This is a genomic window from Nesterenkonia sp. (assembly GCF_029265375.1).
In the GTDB taxonomy this organism is placed as follows: domain Bacteria; phylum Actinomycetota; class Actinomycetes; order Actinomycetales; family Micrococcaceae; genus Nesterenkonia.
In genome coordinates, this window is sequence record NZ_JAJUJJ010000003.1 from 108,419 (window position 1) to 123,560 (window position 15,142).

Below are 15,142 nucleotides of genomic sequence, written 5' to 3' on the forward strand. Positions count from 1 at the left end.
GGGTGCTCAGGCGAAGAGCCGGTTGGTGACCGGCAGTCCCTTCACCAGGGTGGCGTACCACTCCAGGCAGGCGCCGTCGGTCAGTGAGGCGATCTGGTCGATGATCGCGCGGTGCCGGCCGGCATCATCGCCGGCGGTGCGGAAATCGGCTTGGAACTGCGGCTCCAGGAACCGGTCCCCGGTCTCCACCAGCAGGGCGTGCAGCTCCTGAAGCACCTCGCGCTGGCGGGCGTAGACCGGCATCTGCTCCCGGGAAGCCATGATGTAGTTCGCCGCGATACCCTTCATCACGCAGATCTCCTCCAGCGTCTGCCGGGGCACCACCAGGTCTGCCTCGTGCCGCACCAGGGGCTGATCCCCGTGGGCCTGACGCGTCGCGGTGTAGATCGCCGAGCAGAACCGCCCGATGAACTCGCTGGTCATGTTCTTCAGCGCCGCCAGCGCACGGCGGGACCCGTCGGACTCCTTCACCCAGCTCGGCCTGGACTCCAGCCGGGAGATCGCCTCCTCGATCCGGTCCTCCTCCGCTTCGGGCAGGTACCACTCCTGCGTCGTCTGAATCACCCGCGCCCGCTGTACGGCGTCATCGAGGAACTTCAGCTGGAACCGGCCGTTGACGATCCCGTCCTCCACATCGTGGACCGAGTAGGCGATGTCATCGGCAGCGTCCATCACCTGGGCCTCCATCGACTGCCGGCGCCCTTCGGTGCCCTGCCGCAGCCAGGTGAACACCTGAAGATCATCCTCATAGGCGCCGAACTTCTGGCTGCGGGTGCCGTCGGACTTCAGCGGCGCCTCCTCAGCACGCCAGGGGTATTTCACCGCCGCGTCGAGTGAGGCGCGGGTGAGGTTCAATCCGGCTGAGCGGCCGTCGGGGTGGAAGCGTTTGGTCTCCAGGCGGGTGAGGATCCGCAGGGTCTGCGCATTGCCCTCAAAACCGCCGATGCCGGCGGAGAGCTCGTGCAGCACACTCTCCCCGTTGTGCCCGAACGGCGGGTGCCCCAGATCGTGGGAGAGGCAGGCGGCATCGACGACGTCGGGATCGCAGCCCAGCAGCCGTCCCAGTTCCCGGCCGACCTGGGCGACCTCCAGGGAGTGGGTCAGGCGGGTGCGGGAGAAATCGTCGACGTCGGGCGAGACCACTTGGGTCTTCGCGCCGAGCCGGCGCAGCGACCACGAGTGAAGCAGCCGGGCCCGGTCACGCTCAAAGCTGGAGCGGTAGACCGACTTTCCGTGCTCGGGGACCCAGCGGTCCTCATCCGCCTCGGTGTACCCCGGTCTCAGCGCCGCGTACTGCCCCTCGAGACGCTCCACATTCCGCACAGTCATACCGACCACGATAACGGAGCGGCGCTGCGCCGGATGCGCAGCAGCGGCGGGCGCACACGGTGCGAAACCCCCAGTGCGGCGGTCGTCACATCAGCGGCATCCGCGGAGGCGAGGCGACGCTCAGCCGCCGGAGGTGTCCACCTCTGCAGCGGCGATTATCTGCCGCTGCTCCTCGTTGAGCTCCCGGGACTCCAGCCAGTCCTGGGGCAGGTGCACCTTCTTCGGGGAGCCGGCGCGGCCGCGGGGGCCCTCGGCGTCGGGGCCGGGGTATCCGATGGTCGGGTCGAGCTGGCCGAGCAGGTCCTCCAGCTGGGCGTAGGACTCCACCGTCACCAGTTGGGTGCGTAACGCCGACCCGACAGGGTAGCCCTTGAAGTACCAGGACACGTGCTTGCGGATGTCCTGCATGGCCTTGCGCTCATCGCCGTCGAAGTACGGGATCAGCAGCTGCGCATGGCGCAGCAGAGTGCGGCACACAGTCGCCACCCCGGGGCGGAAACGGTCCTCTCGGCCTTCGAACGCGGCCTGCAGGTCACCGAATAGCCAGGGACGGCCCTGGCAGCCGCGCCCGACGACGACGCCGTCGACGCCGGTCTGCTCGACCATCGCGAGGGCGTCCTCGGCCGACCAGATGTCGCCGTTGCCCAGCACCGGCACATCCGGCAGCGCCTCGCGCAGGGCGGCGATGGCCGACCAGTCCGCTGTCCCGGAGTAGTGCTGGCGGGTGGTGCGCCCGTGCAGCGCCACCGCCGCGACCCCGCAGTCCCGGGCGATGCGGCCGGCGTCCAGGTAGGTCAGGTGGTCCTCGTCGATGCCCTTGCGCATTTTCACCGTCACCGGGATGTTCGCCCGCGAGGCTTCGCGCACCGCGGTGGCCACGATGGACTCGAACAGCCGGGTCTTCCACGGCAGAGCTGAGCCGCCGCCCTTGCGGGTGACCTTGGGAACCGGGCAGCCGAAGTTCAGGTCGATGTGGTCGGCCCGGTCCTCCTCCACCAGCATGCGCACCGCGCGGCCGGTGGTCACCGGATCCACTGAGTACAGCTGCACCGAGCGGGGCACCTCATCAGGCTCGTGCTTGATGATCCGCAGGCTCTCCGGCCGGCGCTCCACCAGAGCCCGGGCGGTGACCATCTCATTGACGTAGAGACCCCCGCCGTACTCCCGGCACAGACGGCGAAAGGCGGTGTTGGTGATGCCGGCCATCGGCGCCAGCACCACGGGGGTGTCCACAGTGATAGGACCCAGCTGCAGGGCCGGCAGCAGCCGGGCGGCGGGGCGCTCAAGAGTCTCAGTCACAGCCACTATTCTCTCAGCTTTTCATGCACCTGTCGGGGTGTCATACGCCTATACCCCTATGAGGTCCGGATAGGTGTATAACAGGTGGGATTCAGCCGGCGTCGCGGGCGTAGATGAGGGCTTCGAAGTCCACTTCGACCTCATCGCGCTCGGCCAGCGCGTCGGTAACCCGCTTCAGCGGAGTCATGGCGTCGTCGACCTCCACGGAGACCGGGTAGCGGGCGGTCACCAGGGCCAGCAGCTGCTCCACCGCCGTTTCGGCGGCGTCATCGCTGAGCGCAGGATCCCAGCCCAGCAGCACATCGGCAGGAGCGTCGGTGCGCTCGGCTGTGTAGCTCACCGCGAAGGCCAGAATGGGGTGTCCGCCCTCACCGGAGGAGCGGGTGTCGCGCAGCACCACCGCGCCGGAGGCGCCGGCTTCGGGGGACAGCAGCATCTGCTGCGCCTTGCCGATGGTCATCTCCGCCCGGTCCCAGTCGTGGATGGCGTTGTAGAAGTCTGCCACCAGCTGAGTCAGCTCCACTGAGCCCGTGGCAGACTCCTGCAGGTCGATCGGCAGGTTCTCCACATCCGGAACTGGCAGCGTCCCGGGATGGATGATGACCTTGCGGGAGTGCTGGACCTTGCGGAAGCCGCTGTCCTTCAGGAAGCACTGGGCGGCTGAGCCCTTGGCGCAGCGGGCCTTGAGGGACTGCACCTCACAATTGGGGATCTCCGCCTCCAGGATCTGAAGCATCTGGGCGGCCACGCCGCGGCGCCGGTGCTCCGGGGCCACCTCGGCGTAGAACGAAAGCCGGTCCGGATGCAGCGAGGAGCGGAAGATGGTGGCGGCAGCCACGGGCACGCCATTGTCCTCAGCCACGATGCAGCGCGCCCAGGGGTCGTTGGAGGAGGGCCGCAGCAGACTGCGGTCCTGGTGATGCATCGGGTTCTCGGGGTCGCCCCAGACCTGCAGGAGCTTCAGGTCATCCCCTTCGGTCCAGGGACGCACGGTCAGTCCGGAATCCAGGGTGAGGGTGGGGGACTCGCGGTCATCGGCAGAGTCAAGCACCTGCGCGAGTCTAGACCTGGGCTGGGCTTTGCGCAAAGCAGCCCCAGCCGGCGTCTGAGCCTTCCTCAGCCCAGCAGGCGTGCCGCCAGCCAGGACTGCACCTGGTCCAGGCTGATCCGCTCCTGAGTCATCGCATCCCGGTCGCGGATGGTCACCGCCTGATCCTCCAAGGTGTCGAAGTCCACTGTGATGCAGTAGGGCGTGCCGATCTCGTCCTGCCGGCGATACCGGCGGCCGATGGCGCCGGCGTCGTCGTAGTCGATGTTCCAGTGCCGGCGCAGCTGGGCCGCCAGCTTGCCCGCGGGCTCGGCCAGCTCGGACTTCTTCGACAGCGGCAGCACTGCAGCCTTGACTGGAGCCAGCTTGGGGTGAAGCTTCAGCACGGTGCGCACATCGACCCCGCCCTTGGTGTTGGGCGCCTCATCCTCGGCATAGGCGTCCACCAGGAAGGCCATCATCGAACGGGTCAGCCCGAAGGAGGGCTCGATGACGTAGGGAACGTAGCGCTCCCCGCTGGCCTGGTCGAAGTAGGACAGCTCCTTGCCGGAGTGCTTGATATGGGTGCCCAGGTCATAGTCGGTGCGATTGGCGATGCCCATCAGCTCGCCCCATTCCGAGCCGGGGAAGCCGAACCGGTATTCCAGGTCGATGGTCGCGGCGGAGTAGTGGGCCCGCTCCTCGGCCGGCACGTCGAAGCGTCGCAGGTTCTCCGGGTTCAGCCCGAGGTCGGTGAACCAGGACTCGCAGGCCTGCACCCACTGGCCGAACCAGTCATCGGCCTGATCGGGATGCACAAAGAACTCGATCTCCATCTGTTCGAACTCGCGGGTGCGGAAGATGAAGTTGCCCGGGGTGATCTCATTGCGGAAGGCCTTGCCGATCTGCCCGATGCCGAAGGGCGGCTTGCGCCGGGCCGCGGTGACCACATTGGCGAAGTTCACGAAGATGCCCTGTGCGGTCTCGGGCCGCAGGTAGTGCAGACCGGACTCGTCATCGACCACCCCCAGGTAGGACTTCACCAGGCCGGAGAAGGCTCGCGGCTCAGTGAATCGGCCCTTGGTGCCGCAGTCGGGGCAGGGCACCTCGCTCATATCTGCCGGCGTACGGCCGTGCTTGTCCTCGAAGGCCTCCACCAGGTGATCCTCACGATGCCGCTTATGGCACTGCAGGCACTCCACCAGCGGGTCGGTGAAGGTGTCCACATGCCCGGAGGCCTTCCACACCGCCGAGGGAAGGATGATCGCAGAGTCGAGTCCGACCATATCGCCGCGACCGCGCACGAAGGTCTGCCACCACTCGGCCTTGATGTTCTCCTTCAGCTCTGTGCCCAGCGGACCGTAGTCCCAGGCCGAACGGGATCCGCCGTAGATCTCGCCGGACTGAAAGACGAATCCGCGGCGCTTGGCCAGGTTGATGACTTTGTCGAGCGTGGACTCTGCCATAGTGGTTCGGCTGCTCCTGGGTGAGGTCTGTCAGGTTCGCGGCTCAGCTTACCGCCCGCGCTGGTCCCGACGGCGCAGGAAGTCCGGCACAGAGGCGACGACGACGGCCAGCAGCGTCATCACAGTGCCCAGCACAGTGGCAGTGGTCACCACGGTGCCGGGGGCGGGGAAGATCAGATCCAGTGCGAGGGAGCCGAGCAGCTGACCGGCGATCATGCCCATAGCTGCCAGCAGCACGCCCACTTTGGTGACCAGCACAGCTCCCAGGCCGATGAACACGCACCCCAGCGGTCCGCCGATGTAGTACCACCACTGGGTGGGCAGACTGCCGGCACCGGGACCGTCCACCCCGAGTTTGACCAGCCAGACCAGCACCAGCACCAGAGTGCCGGAGACGAAGTTGAACAAGGTGGCCGGTATCGCGCTGCGGTAGGCGGCTGATTGCCGGCCGTTGAGCGCCTGCTGGCCTGCATTGAAGAGTCCGCCGGAGAAGGGAAGCAGCACCAGAAGCAGCAGTCCCAGCAGCCCGCGGTCCACCACTGTGGCCTGCGGAGAGACCGCCCACACAACAGCCACCACGGTCAGTGCCGCGCCCAGCACGCGCATCGGGCTGATCCTCTTCCGTCCGGCCGGCCCCAGGCCCACGCGGTCCCAGACCAGCCCGCCGACCGTCTGGCCGGTGACTACGGAGACGGTGAAGATGGCCACGCCGATCAGCCCGATGGTCATCGTCTGGGTCAGTACGAAGTAGGCCCCCACGCAGCCGGCCAGCAGATACCACCAGCGCACCTCTCCGCGGTGGAAGGCGGGCCGAACCCGGCGCAGGGAGCGGCGGCCCGGTCCGGTGGCGACCGCCAGCGCGGCAATGACCAGCAGTCCGGTGGAGAAGCTGATCAGCGCCGCCAGGTAGGGATCTCCGGTGTGCTCGGCCAGCTCGGCGTTGACCCGGCCCTGTCCGGGAATCGCCATTCCTGCCAGCACCATCAGCAGCATCAGGCTGCCGCGGATGAGCACACTGCGCCGCTGGGAGGGATTCGGGGAGGACATAGGACCAACTCTATGACGCGGCAGTGCGAGACTGGGACTATGAGGCACCAGGTGATCGAAGTCCCCATCCATGATGAGTCGATACGACTGGGCCAGCTGCTGAAGCTGGCCGGCGTCGTGGAGTCCGGTGTGGTGGCGCGGGAGGTGATCGCCGCCGGAGCCGTCTCGGTGGGCGGGGAGCCGGAACTGCGGCGCGGAGCCCAGATCCCCACAGGAGAAAAAGTGCATTTCGATGGTTCCGAATATGGGCTCGAGAATGTCACCATCATGCCGGTAAATAACGCCTGACACACCGTTTCTCCTGGTCAGAACGTCCAGGTAACGATCAGCCTATATCTGGAATCTGGACGTACGGTCCGGATTGTGCGTATTTGTCTGGTGGCGTCCAGCCAGTTCCCGATCCGGGAGCCTTTCGCCGGCGGCCTCGAGGCCCACACCGATGCCATGGCTCGTGCGCTGATGCGCCGCGGCCATGAGGTGACGCTGTTCGCCGCCGAGGGCAGCGACCCCGCCTTGGGGGCGTCTGCGCTGCTGCCGGCCGGGTTCTGCAGCTCCCGGGCTGGCCGCCGGGATCTCAGCGCCGCTCCGGAGGAGTGGATGCAGCAGCACCACGCCTATTTGGGCCTGATGATCCAGCTCGCACAGCGCTGCGACTTCGATGTGATCCATAACAATTCGCTGCATCTCTGCCGGTGGCCATGTCATCCCTGGTGCCGGCGCCGGTGGTCACCACCCTGCACGCTCCGCCCACCCCCTGGCTGGAGTCCGCCTGCTCCTATGCGTCGCCGCGCACCCGGTTCGCCGCCGTCAGCGCAGCGACGGCCGCGGCGTGGCGGCCCACCGTGGATGCGGAGGTGATCCCCAATGGGGTGGAGATCGGCCGCTGGCCTGTGGGCCCCGGAGGGCCGGCGGCGGTGTGGACCGGCCGGCTGGTGCCGGAGAAGGCGCCGCATCTGGCCATCGACGCCGCGCTTCTGGCCGGGTTCCGCATTGAGCTGGCAGGCCCGGTGATGGACAGGGAGTACTTCGACTCTCAGGTGGTTCCGCGTCTGGGGCCCGACGCCGTCTACCGCGGACATCTGAGGCAGCAGGAGCTGGCCCATGTGGTGGGCTCCGCCGCGGTGGCGGTGGTCAGCTCCCAGTGGGATGAGCCCTATGGGCTGGTTGCTGCCGAGGCCATGGCCTGCGGCACACCGGTGGCGGCCTCACCCCGCGGGGGCCTGGTGGAGGTGGTCCATCCCCGTTCCGGAGCGCTGGCGGCTTCAGACACCGCCGAAGACCTGGCCCAGGCGGTGCTCGCTGCCGCTGCGCTGCCGCGAGCCCAGGTGTGGGCCCATGCCGAGTCGGCGCTGTCCATCGAGCGGATGATCAGCGACTACGAACGGCTCTATCAGCAGTGCCTGGCCGAGGACCCGAGGCGGCAGCCTGCCGCAGACAGGAGCAGATGATGATCGGGTGCTATATCCACCACCAGGGAGCCGGCCACCTGAACCGCAGCCTCAGCTGGGCGAAGGACTGGGCCGAGCAGACCGGTGAGGAGGTCACCGGGATGTCTTCGGCTCCCCGTCCGGCGGAGTGGCCCGGGCAGTGGGTACGGCTGGAGCCGGACTGGACCCCAGCCCCGGAAACGCCCTCGGCCGCACAGCAGGCCTCATGGCTGCATTGGGCGCCGCTGCACCATCCGGGTCTGCGGACCAGGATGCGCCAGATCTCCGGGTGGATCGCGGCGGCTGCACCAGATCTGATCGTCGTCGACGTCTCCGTGGAGGTCGCGCTGCTGGCCCGGCTGCACGGCGTGCCAGCAGTCAGCGTTGCGCTGCCTGGGGACCGCGGCGACCGCGCTCACCAGCTGGGCTACAGCCTGTCATCCGCCGTGGTGGGATTCTGGCCCGCCTCGGCCGAGTCCGCGATTCTGCGCCGGCGTGATGCGGGACCGCGGACCCAGGCGCTCGGCGCCCTCTCTCGATTCGACGCCAGAATCTCCCACCGCACGGCTGAGTCACACCCGACGGAGAATGTGCGCAGTCGTGCTCCGGTGCGCATCGCGCTGCTCAGCGGCCGCGGCGGGGCGGTCTTCCGAACGGCACGGCCGAGACGGTGCGCGCAGCGATGCCGGAGGCGGAGGTCTGCGTGATCGGCGCCGCCGGCGACCGGTTCGCCGGGGATCTGTGGCCGATGCTGCGCGAGGCTGATGTGGTGATCACCACGGCCGGTCAGAACTCCGTGGCCGAGACCGCGGCGGCGAGGACTCCGGCTCTGCTGGTTCCCTGCGACCGGCCGCATCTGGAGCAGGCGCACACTGCCGATGCCCTGCACCGCGGGCCCTGGCCTGCCCTGCGCGCGCCGCTTTCACAGGATCCGACGCGCTGGCGCGAAGCGCTGCTGGAAGCCCACGCCCTCGACGGCGGGGACTGGAGCCTGTGGTGCGGCGGCGGGGCGGCAGGCAGGTTCACCGACCTGCTGCAGCAGCTGCGCCGCGGCCAGGATCCGGCGGATGATCCGGCAGCGCAGTCGGCACAGCACGGGGTCGGCGTGAGCATCTGCGCCGGCAGCGGGAGCACTTGGCCCGCAGCACCGCCGCCCCGGCAGCCCATGTGGTGGTCGCCATGGGCGACCCGGAGCCCGGCCCGCAGGCTGCCGCCGTCGCCGGCCCGCCTGTTCACCCGGTGCAGGTCGATGTGCCGCCCACCGGCGAGCTGCCGCTGGTCGCCGCCCGCAATGCCGGCGCCCGAGCAGCATCGGAGGTCACCGGAGGCAGCCCCGATGACCAGCTGGTCTTCCTGGACGTGGACTGCATCCCCAGCCCGGAGCTGATCAGCCGGTACCGTCAGGCCGCGGCAGCCCGGCCGCACGCGCTGCTGTGCGGACCGGTGCGCTATCTGCCCCCGGCCGATCTCGACGCCCTCAGCGCAGAGGAGCTCGCTGGGCTGGCCCCGCCGCATGCGGCCCGGCCGCCCCGCCGCCCGGAGAGATCCGGTGCACCGACGACTATGAGCTGTTCTGGTCGCTGTCCTTCGCCGTCCGCCGCGAAGTCTTCGACCAGATCGGCGGGTTCGACGCCGGCTACACCGGCTATGGTGCCGAGGACACCGATTTCGCCCAGCACGCCCCGAAGCCGAGGGATCCCGCTGTGCTGGGTCGGCGGTGCGGAGGCCTACCATCAGCACCATCCGGTCTCCGACCCGCCGGTGGAGCATCTGGACTCGATTCTGCGCAATGCCCAGCGCTTCCACCGCAGATGGGGGTTCTGGCCGATGCGCGGCTGGCTGGAGGCCTTCGACGAGCGCGGCCTGGCACACCGGGGCAGCCGCGGCTGGGTACGCACCATCGGAGTCGCGTCGGTGCCGGCCTCCCATGTCTATATCCGTCACCTCAGTCCGCCTGACGGTGAGGAGACCTCTGTGCGCCGTCTGCCCGATCCCCCGCCGCTGCGCGAGGAGACTCCCACCGGCGCCCCGTGGTGACCGCCGCGCATGCTGGATCCGGAATGGATCCGCAGCGCGGAGTTCGACCTGCTGCACGTGCACTTCGGATTCGACGCCGAGACCCCGCAGCGGCTGACCGACATCTGCGATGCCCTCGACGAGCGCGGCAAGCCGCTGGTCTTCACCGTCCACGATCTGCAGAATCCCCACCATGAGGACACTGCGCTGCATGAGGTCCAGCTGGAGGTGCTGCCGGGCAGGGCCGCGGAGGTGATCACGCTCAGCCGGTGCGCCGCCGAGCAGATCGCTGACCGGTGGGGCGCAGCCGCCCATGTCATCCCGCATCCCCACGTAGTGGACTTCACGCTGATCGAAGACTGCGGCCGCTCCCCAGGAGGCGCGCGGGCGAATTCCGCCTGGGGCTTCACCTGAAGAGTCTGCGCCGGAATATGCGTGCCGCCGAGGTGCTGCAGGCCGCCGAATAGGCGATCGCCGAGATCCCGGAGGGGTTCTGCAGGTCAATGTGCACCGGGATGTCTTCGAGCACGACGGCGCCTGCCACGACCTGGGGACCCAGGTCATCGCCCCGGATGTGGGCTGCTACGCCAGCCAGGGCGCCGACCACCTCTACACCTGGAGCGGCGAGCAGGTGGATGCGGTCTCACTGCGCCAGGCGGCGCGTCAGGCCGCGGCCGCCCGCCCGGAGCGGGGTCTGGATTGCGAGGCCGAGCGGGCCGCGCAGCGCATCCAGTGGCGCAGGCAGCAGCGGCGGCGGATTGCCGCCGATCATGAGCAGATCTACCGGCGGCTGCTGGGCTGAGCAGAGCCCCGCAGCACCGCAGCGGTGAGGAACTCTCCGATGTGGGAGACCTCCTGCGGCACCACCCCGTGGCCCGCACCTGCGTAGAGCACCTTGGTCAGCTTCACCGTCCGGTTGGCCCACTGATGCGTGTAGTCGATGTACTCGGCCGGAATGATCGGGTCCTCCTGGTCCCGGCCCCAGAAGAACGGCAGCTGCCGGGCGGCCAGCGCGTCGTCGTCGAAGTATCCGGCAAGGTCCGCGCTGCCGGCGGGGTCGACCGCGAACCCGGAGAGTCCGACGGCCGCGGCGAAGGCCTCGGGCCGGGTGCGCAGCAGGCTGGTGGCCATCGCCATGCCCATGGAGAACCCCAGCAAGGTCACGGAGCTGTGCTGGTGGCGCACCGCATCGATCCAGGACCACAGGTCCTCCACTGCGCTGCGGGCCTCGGCCGAGGAGTAGGCCAGGCGCTCGGGGTCCAGGTGGAACCAGGTATAGGCGCCCGGCCCCATCTGCACCGGTGCGCGCAGCGAGGCGTAGGTGAACTCTTCCGGCAGAGCCGGCACCATGGAGAGCAGGTCGCGTTCGTGGGCGCCGTAGCCGTGCAGCATCACCACCAGGGGCGTGTCAGCGCGTTCGTGCTCCGGGCGGGTCCAGACGACGTCGTATTCAGCAGCCATGCCTCTCATCCTAGGATCTGGGATTCCCCGACGGCGGGGGCGACCTGCGGGTTTGGCACAATGGGAGGCGTGAGCGGATCAGGTCAGCACCTCCCAGAACAGTCAGCCGAGCCGGTGGAGCCGGTCTCCGGGCAGCAGGCCCTGCGGGTGGCGGAGGATCAGCCGCAGACGGCCCCGCAGCACCCCTGGACCCGGTATGTGGCCCTGGGCGATTCCTTCACCGAGGGCATCGGGGATCCGGACCCTTCCCGCCCCGGGTATCACCGCGGATGGGCAGACCGGGTGGCCGAGGAGCTGGCGGCCCGCACCCAGCACTTCGCCTATGCGAATCTGGCGGTGCGCGGCAGGCTGATCGAGCAGATCCGTGATGAGCAGATGGGCCCGGCGCTTGAGCTGAAGCCGGATCTGATCACGCTCTGCGCCGGGGGCAATGATGTGCTCCGGCCCGGCAGCGACCCGGATGAGACTGCCCGCATCCTGGACACCATGGTCCAGGTCCTCTCCACCACCGGGGCCACAGTGGTGCTGTTCAACGGCCCCGACGTTCGGGAGACTCCGGTGGTGGGCTCCATCCGGGGCAAGGTGGCGATCTTCAATGAGAATGTGCGCACTGTGGCCAAGCGCCACGACGCCGTGGTGGCCGATCTGTGGAGCCTGCGGGAGCTGACCCGTCCGAATATGTGGGACGAGGACCGGCTGCACTTCTCACCGCTGGGCCACCACACCATCGCTGCGATGGTGCTGGAGACCCTCAATGTGCCGCATCAGCTGGACCCGGTGGAGCCCAGCCCGCTGCCGGAGCGTTCCTGGCGGGAGGCTCGGGTCGACGACGTCGTCTGGGCCAGGCATCATCTCTTCCCCTGGGTGATCCGCCGGCTGCGCGGGCGCTCCTCCGGAGACGGCGTCACCCCGAAGCGGCCCAATATTGAGCCGCTGTTCGGCGGTTCGATGCCGCCGGGCGTCGCCGCCGGGGATCAGCCAGAGTCCCGCTGAGGCCGAAAGCCCCGCTGGGCCGGGCCGTCCCGCTGAGCGCTGCTCACCGGGACGGCGACCGGCTCACCGGCGAGGGGGCACGATGGTGATCGGGCCGGTGGAGCCCATGCCCCCAAGCGCTGCCGGCGCCTGGGGCACCTCGCGCCGGACCGGGGGCTGCTCGGGGGTCTCCTGCGGCAGGGTCGGTTCCTGATCCGCATCGGCTCCGGGGTGCGCAGCATGGCTGGTCATGGGCATCTCCTTCACGAAAGCTCGTCGCCGACGGCGGTGGGTTCTCCGCTCTGCGGTGAGTTTTCCGCGCCGCGGTGGAGTCTCCACTCTAGGGGCCAGCAGGTCTCCACCGCCAGCATCTCCGGCCGCTCTCCTGCCGGCCGCTGCTGTTCCGTCCACTCTGCATCCGGGCGCTACAGGCACAGCTCCGCGCGCATCCGGTCCCCCAGCTGTTCGGCGCTGGTGAGGAACCCGTCGTGGCCGATCGGGGAGGTGATCATGTGCACCGGGACGTCGCCGGGCACCCACTCGGCGATCTGCTGGGACTGCTCGGGGAAGTAGAGCCGGTCAGTGTCCACCGCGGCAAGGAACATCCTGGCGCGCACCCGGCCCAGGGCCGGGCCCACTCCCCCGCGCCCGCGGCCGACGTCGTGACTGGCCAGCGCCTCGGCCAGCGCCACATACGCATTGGGATCAAAGCGTCCGACCAACTTGCCGGCCTGGTGGTCCAGATAAGACTCCACCTGGTAGCGGCCGCGGCCGGCGCCCAGGCTCAGGGCACCGAAGGGATCTTCGGCCCCCTGCCGCTCCCGGCCGAAGCGCTGCTGCAGCTCCGGCTCGGCGCGGTAGGTGATGTGGGCGATCCGCCGGGCCAGTCCCAGTCCGGCCTCGGGGCGCGGCCCGCCGTAGTAGTCTCCGCCGGCGTAGTGCGGGTCATTGCGGATGGCCAGCAGCTGCGCCTGCAGGAAGGCGATCTGCTCAGCGGTGGAGGCCGCACCGCAGGCGAAGATACCTGCGCCCCGGACGAACTCCGGCCAGCTGACCGCCCACTCCAGTGCGCGCGCACCCCCCATGGAGCCGCCGACCACCGCATGCAGCCGGGTCACCCCCAGGTGGTCCAGCAGACGCTTCTCCAGCTGGACGGAGTCGCGGATGGTCACGAACGGGAACCGCGACCCCCAGGGGATTCCCTGAGGATCGGCGGAGGCGGGCCCGGTGGAGCCGTAGCACCCGCCGACCATCGCCGGGGCGATGACGAACCAGCGGCTGGTGTCGATCGGCCGGCCGGGCCCCAGCAGGGGCTCCCACCACCCCGGTGACGGGTCCGCTGGGCTGGAGGCCACGTGGGTGTCTCCGGTGAGCGCGTGGGCCACCAGCACCGCGTTGTCTCCGGCCTGGTTGAGCTCGCCCCAGGTCTCATAGGCCAGCCGCACCTGCGGCAGATGCCCTCCGGTCTCGAAGCTGAAGGGTCCGGCGTCGTAGATCTTCAGCGCGCCGGCGGGCCGCTGTCCGAAATCGTTCTCCACCGCAGCCGAGGCCGCCAGCAGCTCGGGGACCTCCGTCACGGAGATCAGCCTCGCGGAGCCTTCGCCAGTGCCTGGTCGAGGTCGGCGAGGATATCCTCAATATGCTCCAGCCCCACCGACAGCCGCACCAGGCCGGGCTTGACGCCGGCGGCGCGCTGCTCTGCCTCGGTGAGCTGACGGTGGGTGGTCGACGCCGGGTGGATCGCCAGCGAGCGCACATCCCCCACATTGGCCACCAGCGAATGCAGCTTAAGGGCGTCCACCAGCGCCTGCCCGGCCTCGGCGCCGCCGTTGACCTCGAAGGACAGCACGGCGCCCACCCCGTCGGGGAGGTACTTCTGAGCCCGTTCGTAGCAGGGGCTGGAGGGCAGCGACGAGTAGAACACCCGGCGGACGGCCTCATGGGACTCCAGGTATTCGGCCACCCGCTGCGCATTGGCCACGTGCCGCTCCACGCGCAGGCTGAGCGTCTCCAGGCCCAGGTTCAGCTCAAAGGCGTTGTGCGGGGAGAGGGAGGGGCCCAGGTCGCGCAGCAGCTGCACACGAGCCTTCAGGATGTAGGACAGGTTGACCCCGAAGATGCCGCCCTCACCCAGGTCTCGGCCGTAGACCAGCCCGTGATAGCTCTCATCAGGGGTGTTGAATCCCGGGAACCGCTCGGGCTGGCTGGTGTAGTCGAACCGGCCGGAGTCCACGATCACCCCAGCGATCGCGGTGCCGTGTCCGCCGAGGAATTTGGTCGCGGAGTGGACGACGACGTCGGCTCCATACTCGATGGGCCGCAGCAGATACGGGGTGGGCAGCGTATTGTCCACGATCAGCGGGGCGCCGTAGTCGTGGGCGAGACCGGCAACGGCCTCCAGGTCCAGCACGTCACCGCGCGGGTTGGCCACGGTCTCGGCGAAGAAGGCGACCGTGTTCTCCCGGATCTCGGCTCGCCATGACTCCGGATCATCGGGGTCCTCCACAAAGCTGACCTGCACCCCCAGCTTGGACAGTGTGTGCTTGAAGAGGTTCTGGGTTCCGCCGTAGAGCGAAGGGGAGGCCACTACGTGGCTGCCGGCTTCGGCAATGTTGAGCAGCGCCAGGGTGGTGGCCGCCTGGCCCGAACCCACGGCCAGAGCGCCGACGCCCCCTTCGAGGGCCGCGATCTTGTTCTCCACCGCCTCCACGGTCGGGTTGGTCAACCGCGAGTAGATGGGGCCCAGCTCTTCCAGGCCGAACCGCTTGGCCGCTGCCTCAGTGCCGGGAAAGACGAAGCTGGTGGTCTGCTGGATGGGCAGGGCGCGGGCCCCGGATCCGGGATCGGGCTCCACTCCGGCGTGGATCTGCCGGGTCTCGAAACGGGCGGCGGCCGGGTCGAATGAGTTCTCTGGCATCAGAATGCTCCTTTTCACAGTGGCTCTTCAGACCTCAACTGTGAAAAGCAGAGGTCCGCGCTTGCCGCAGCCATGGGGCCTGCGGCCAGGTCGTCACCCGGGGCACCCCACCGCGAACTGGAGGGTTGCCGGCCAGCAAACCGGGGTTTTGCGCTGGCACTCTTGACCTAAGGAAAAGTCT

General features: G+C 68.9%; 17 protein-coding genes, 2 pseudogenes and 1 riboswitch. Of the genes and pseudogenes, 9 read left to right on the forward strand and 10 right to left on the reverse strand.

The genetic code is table 11. The annotated features are described in order from the left end of the window. Positions 1–6: 6 nt before the first annotated feature. From Q1K09_RS02170 to Q1K09_RS02190, 5 genes are all read right to left on the reverse strand, one after another. Positions 7–1,329, reverse strand: coding sequence for a deoxyguanosinetriphosphate triphosphohydrolase (locus Q1K09_RS02170; RefSeq protein ID WP_300342816.1), 1,323 nt, complete (start codon positions 1,327–1,329; stop codon positions 7–9). Between the two features lie 120 nt (positions 1,330–1,449). Further along, complete coding sequence (gene dusB / locus Q1K09_RS02175; RefSeq protein ID WP_300342818.1) at positions 1,450–2,628, reverse strand: tRNA dihydrouridine synthase DusB; 1,179 nt, start codon at positions 2,626–2,628, stop codon at positions 1,450–1,452. Positions 2,629–2,719: 91 nt separating this feature from the next. Further along, complete coding sequence (locus Q1K09_RS02180; protein WP_300342820.1) at positions 2,720–3,679, reverse strand: GNAT family N-acetyltransferase; 960 nt, start codon at positions 3,677–3,679, stop codon at positions 2,720–2,722. 65 nt (positions 3,680–3,744) lie between these two features. Continuing rightward, positions 3,745–5,121 carry a glycine--tRNA ligase gene (locus tag Q1K09_RS02185; protein ID WP_300342822.1) on the reverse strand — a complete coding sequence of 459 codons (1,377 nt, stop codon included), beginning with the start codon at positions 5,119–5,121 and terminating at the stop codon, positions 3,745–3,747. A gap of 48 nt (positions 5,122–5,169) precedes the next feature. Continuing rightward, positions 5,170–6,168: a DMT family transporter gene (locus Q1K09_RS02190; RefSeq protein WP_300342823.1), complete on the reverse strand. Its 999-nt coding sequence runs from the start codon at positions 6,166–6,168 to the stop codon at positions 5,170–5,172. A gap of 39 nt (positions 6,169–6,207) precedes the next feature. Between Q1K09_RS02190 and Q1K09_RS02195 the strand changes: the two genes are divergently transcribed. From Q1K09_RS02195 to Q1K09_RS13050, 5 genes and pseudogenes are all read left to right on the forward strand, one after another. Then, positions 6,208–6,456 (forward strand): RNA-binding S4 domain-containing protein, encoded by a 249-nt coding sequence (locus tag Q1K09_RS02195; protein WP_300342825.1) that lies wholly within the window; start codon positions 6,208–6,210, stop codon positions 6,454–6,456. 171 nt (positions 6,457–6,627) lie between these two features. Further along, positions 6,628–6,846: pseudogene (locus tag Q1K09_RS13045) on the forward strand (glycosyltransferase family 4 protein); the annotation flags it as partial. Between the two features lie 20 nt (positions 6,847–6,866). After that, positions 6,867–7,616 (forward strand): glycosyltransferase, encoded by a 750-nt coding sequence (locus tag Q1K09_RS02200; RefSeq protein ID WP_300342909.1) that lies wholly within the window; start codon positions 6,867–6,869, stop codon positions 7,614–7,616. Continuing rightward, positions 7,613–8,302, forward strand: a complete 690-nt coding sequence (locus tag Q1K09_RS02205; protein WP_300342827.1) for a hypothetical protein — start codon at positions 7,613–7,615, stop codon at positions 8,300–8,302. Before Q1K09_RS02200 ends, Q1K09_RS02205 begins: the two co-directional genes overlap by 4 nt. Before the next feature lie 41 nt (positions 8,303–8,343). Next, positions 8,344–8,436 (forward strand): annotated as a pseudogene (locus Q1K09_RS13050) (glycosyltransferase); the annotation flags it as partial. Positions 8,437–8,517: 81 nt separating this feature from the next. On the opposite strand, the gene Q1K09_RS13055 reads toward Q1K09_RS13050, so the two are convergent. After that, positions 8,518–8,691 carry a hypothetical protein gene (locus Q1K09_RS13055; RefSeq protein WP_366908877.1) on the reverse strand — a complete coding sequence of 58 codons (174 nt, stop codon included), beginning with the start codon at positions 8,689–8,691 and terminating at the stop codon, positions 8,518–8,520. A gap of 337 nt (positions 8,692–9,028) precedes the next feature. On the opposite strand from Q1K09_RS13055, the gene Q1K09_RS02215 reads away from it, so the two are divergent. The 3 genes from Q1K09_RS02215 (at position 9,029) to Q1K09_RS02225 (ending at position 10,413) form a co-directional block, all read left to right on the forward strand. Further along, the gene (locus tag Q1K09_RS02215; protein ID WP_300342830.1) at positions 9,029–9,553 is read left to right on the forward strand and encodes a galactosyltransferase-related protein; all 525 of its coding nucleotides are present in this window, start codon (positions 9,029–9,031) and stop codon (positions 9,551–9,553) included. Between the two features lie 88 nt (positions 9,554–9,641). Then, positions 9,642–10,025 carry a glycosyltransferase gene (locus Q1K09_RS02220; RefSeq protein ID WP_300342831.1) on the forward strand — a complete coding sequence of 128 codons (384 nt, stop codon included), beginning with the start codon at positions 9,642–9,644 and terminating at the stop codon, positions 10,023–10,025. 91 nt (positions 10,026–10,116) lie between these two features. Continuing rightward, positions 10,117–10,413 carry a hypothetical protein gene (locus Q1K09_RS02225; protein WP_300342833.1) on the forward strand — a complete coding sequence of 99 codons (297 nt, stop codon included), beginning with the start codon at positions 10,117–10,119 and terminating at the stop codon, positions 10,411–10,413. Here Q1K09_RS02225 and Q1K09_RS02230 read toward each other — a convergent pair. Beyond that, a complete protein-coding gene (locus Q1K09_RS02230; RefSeq protein ID WP_300342835.1) occupies positions 10,392–11,072 on the reverse strand; it encodes a PHB depolymerase family esterase in 681 nt (226 codons plus the stop codon). The genes Q1K09_RS02225 and Q1K09_RS02230 overlap by 22 nt on opposite strands. Before the next feature lie 141 nt (positions 11,073–11,213). Between Q1K09_RS02230 and Q1K09_RS02235 the strand changes: the two genes are divergently transcribed. Beyond that, complete coding sequence (locus Q1K09_RS02235) at positions 11,214–12,065, forward strand: SGNH/GDSL hydrolase family protein (protein WP_300342910.1); 852 nt, start codon at positions 11,214–11,216, stop codon at positions 12,063–12,065. 63 nt (positions 12,066–12,128) lie between these two features. Here Q1K09_RS02235 and Q1K09_RS02240 read toward each other — a convergent pair whose 3' ends face one another. From Q1K09_RS02240 to Q1K09_RS02250, 3 genes are all read right to left on the reverse strand, one after another. After that, positions 12,129–12,296, reverse strand: a complete 168-nt coding sequence (locus tag Q1K09_RS02240) for a hypothetical protein (RefSeq protein ID WP_300342837.1) — start codon at positions 12,294–12,296, stop codon at positions 12,129–12,131. A gap of 173 nt (positions 12,297–12,469) precedes the next feature. Continuing rightward, positions 12,470–13,546, reverse strand: a complete 1,077-nt coding sequence (locus Q1K09_RS02245) for a homoserine O-acetyltransferase (RefSeq protein ID WP_300342911.1) — start codon at positions 13,544–13,546, stop codon at positions 12,470–12,472. An 80-nt stretch (positions 13,547–13,626) separates the two neighbouring features. Continuing rightward, the gene (locus Q1K09_RS02250; protein WP_300342839.1) at positions 13,627–14,961 is read right to left on the reverse strand and encodes an aminotransferase class I/II-fold pyridoxal phosphate-dependent enzyme; all 1,335 of its coding nucleotides are present in this window, start codon (positions 14,959–14,961) and stop codon (positions 13,627–13,629) included. A gap of 52 nt (positions 14,962–15,013) precedes the next feature. Then, positions 15,014–15,129: riboswitch (SAM riboswitch) on the reverse strand. Between the last annotated feature and the right edge of the window lie 13 nt (positions 15,130–15,142).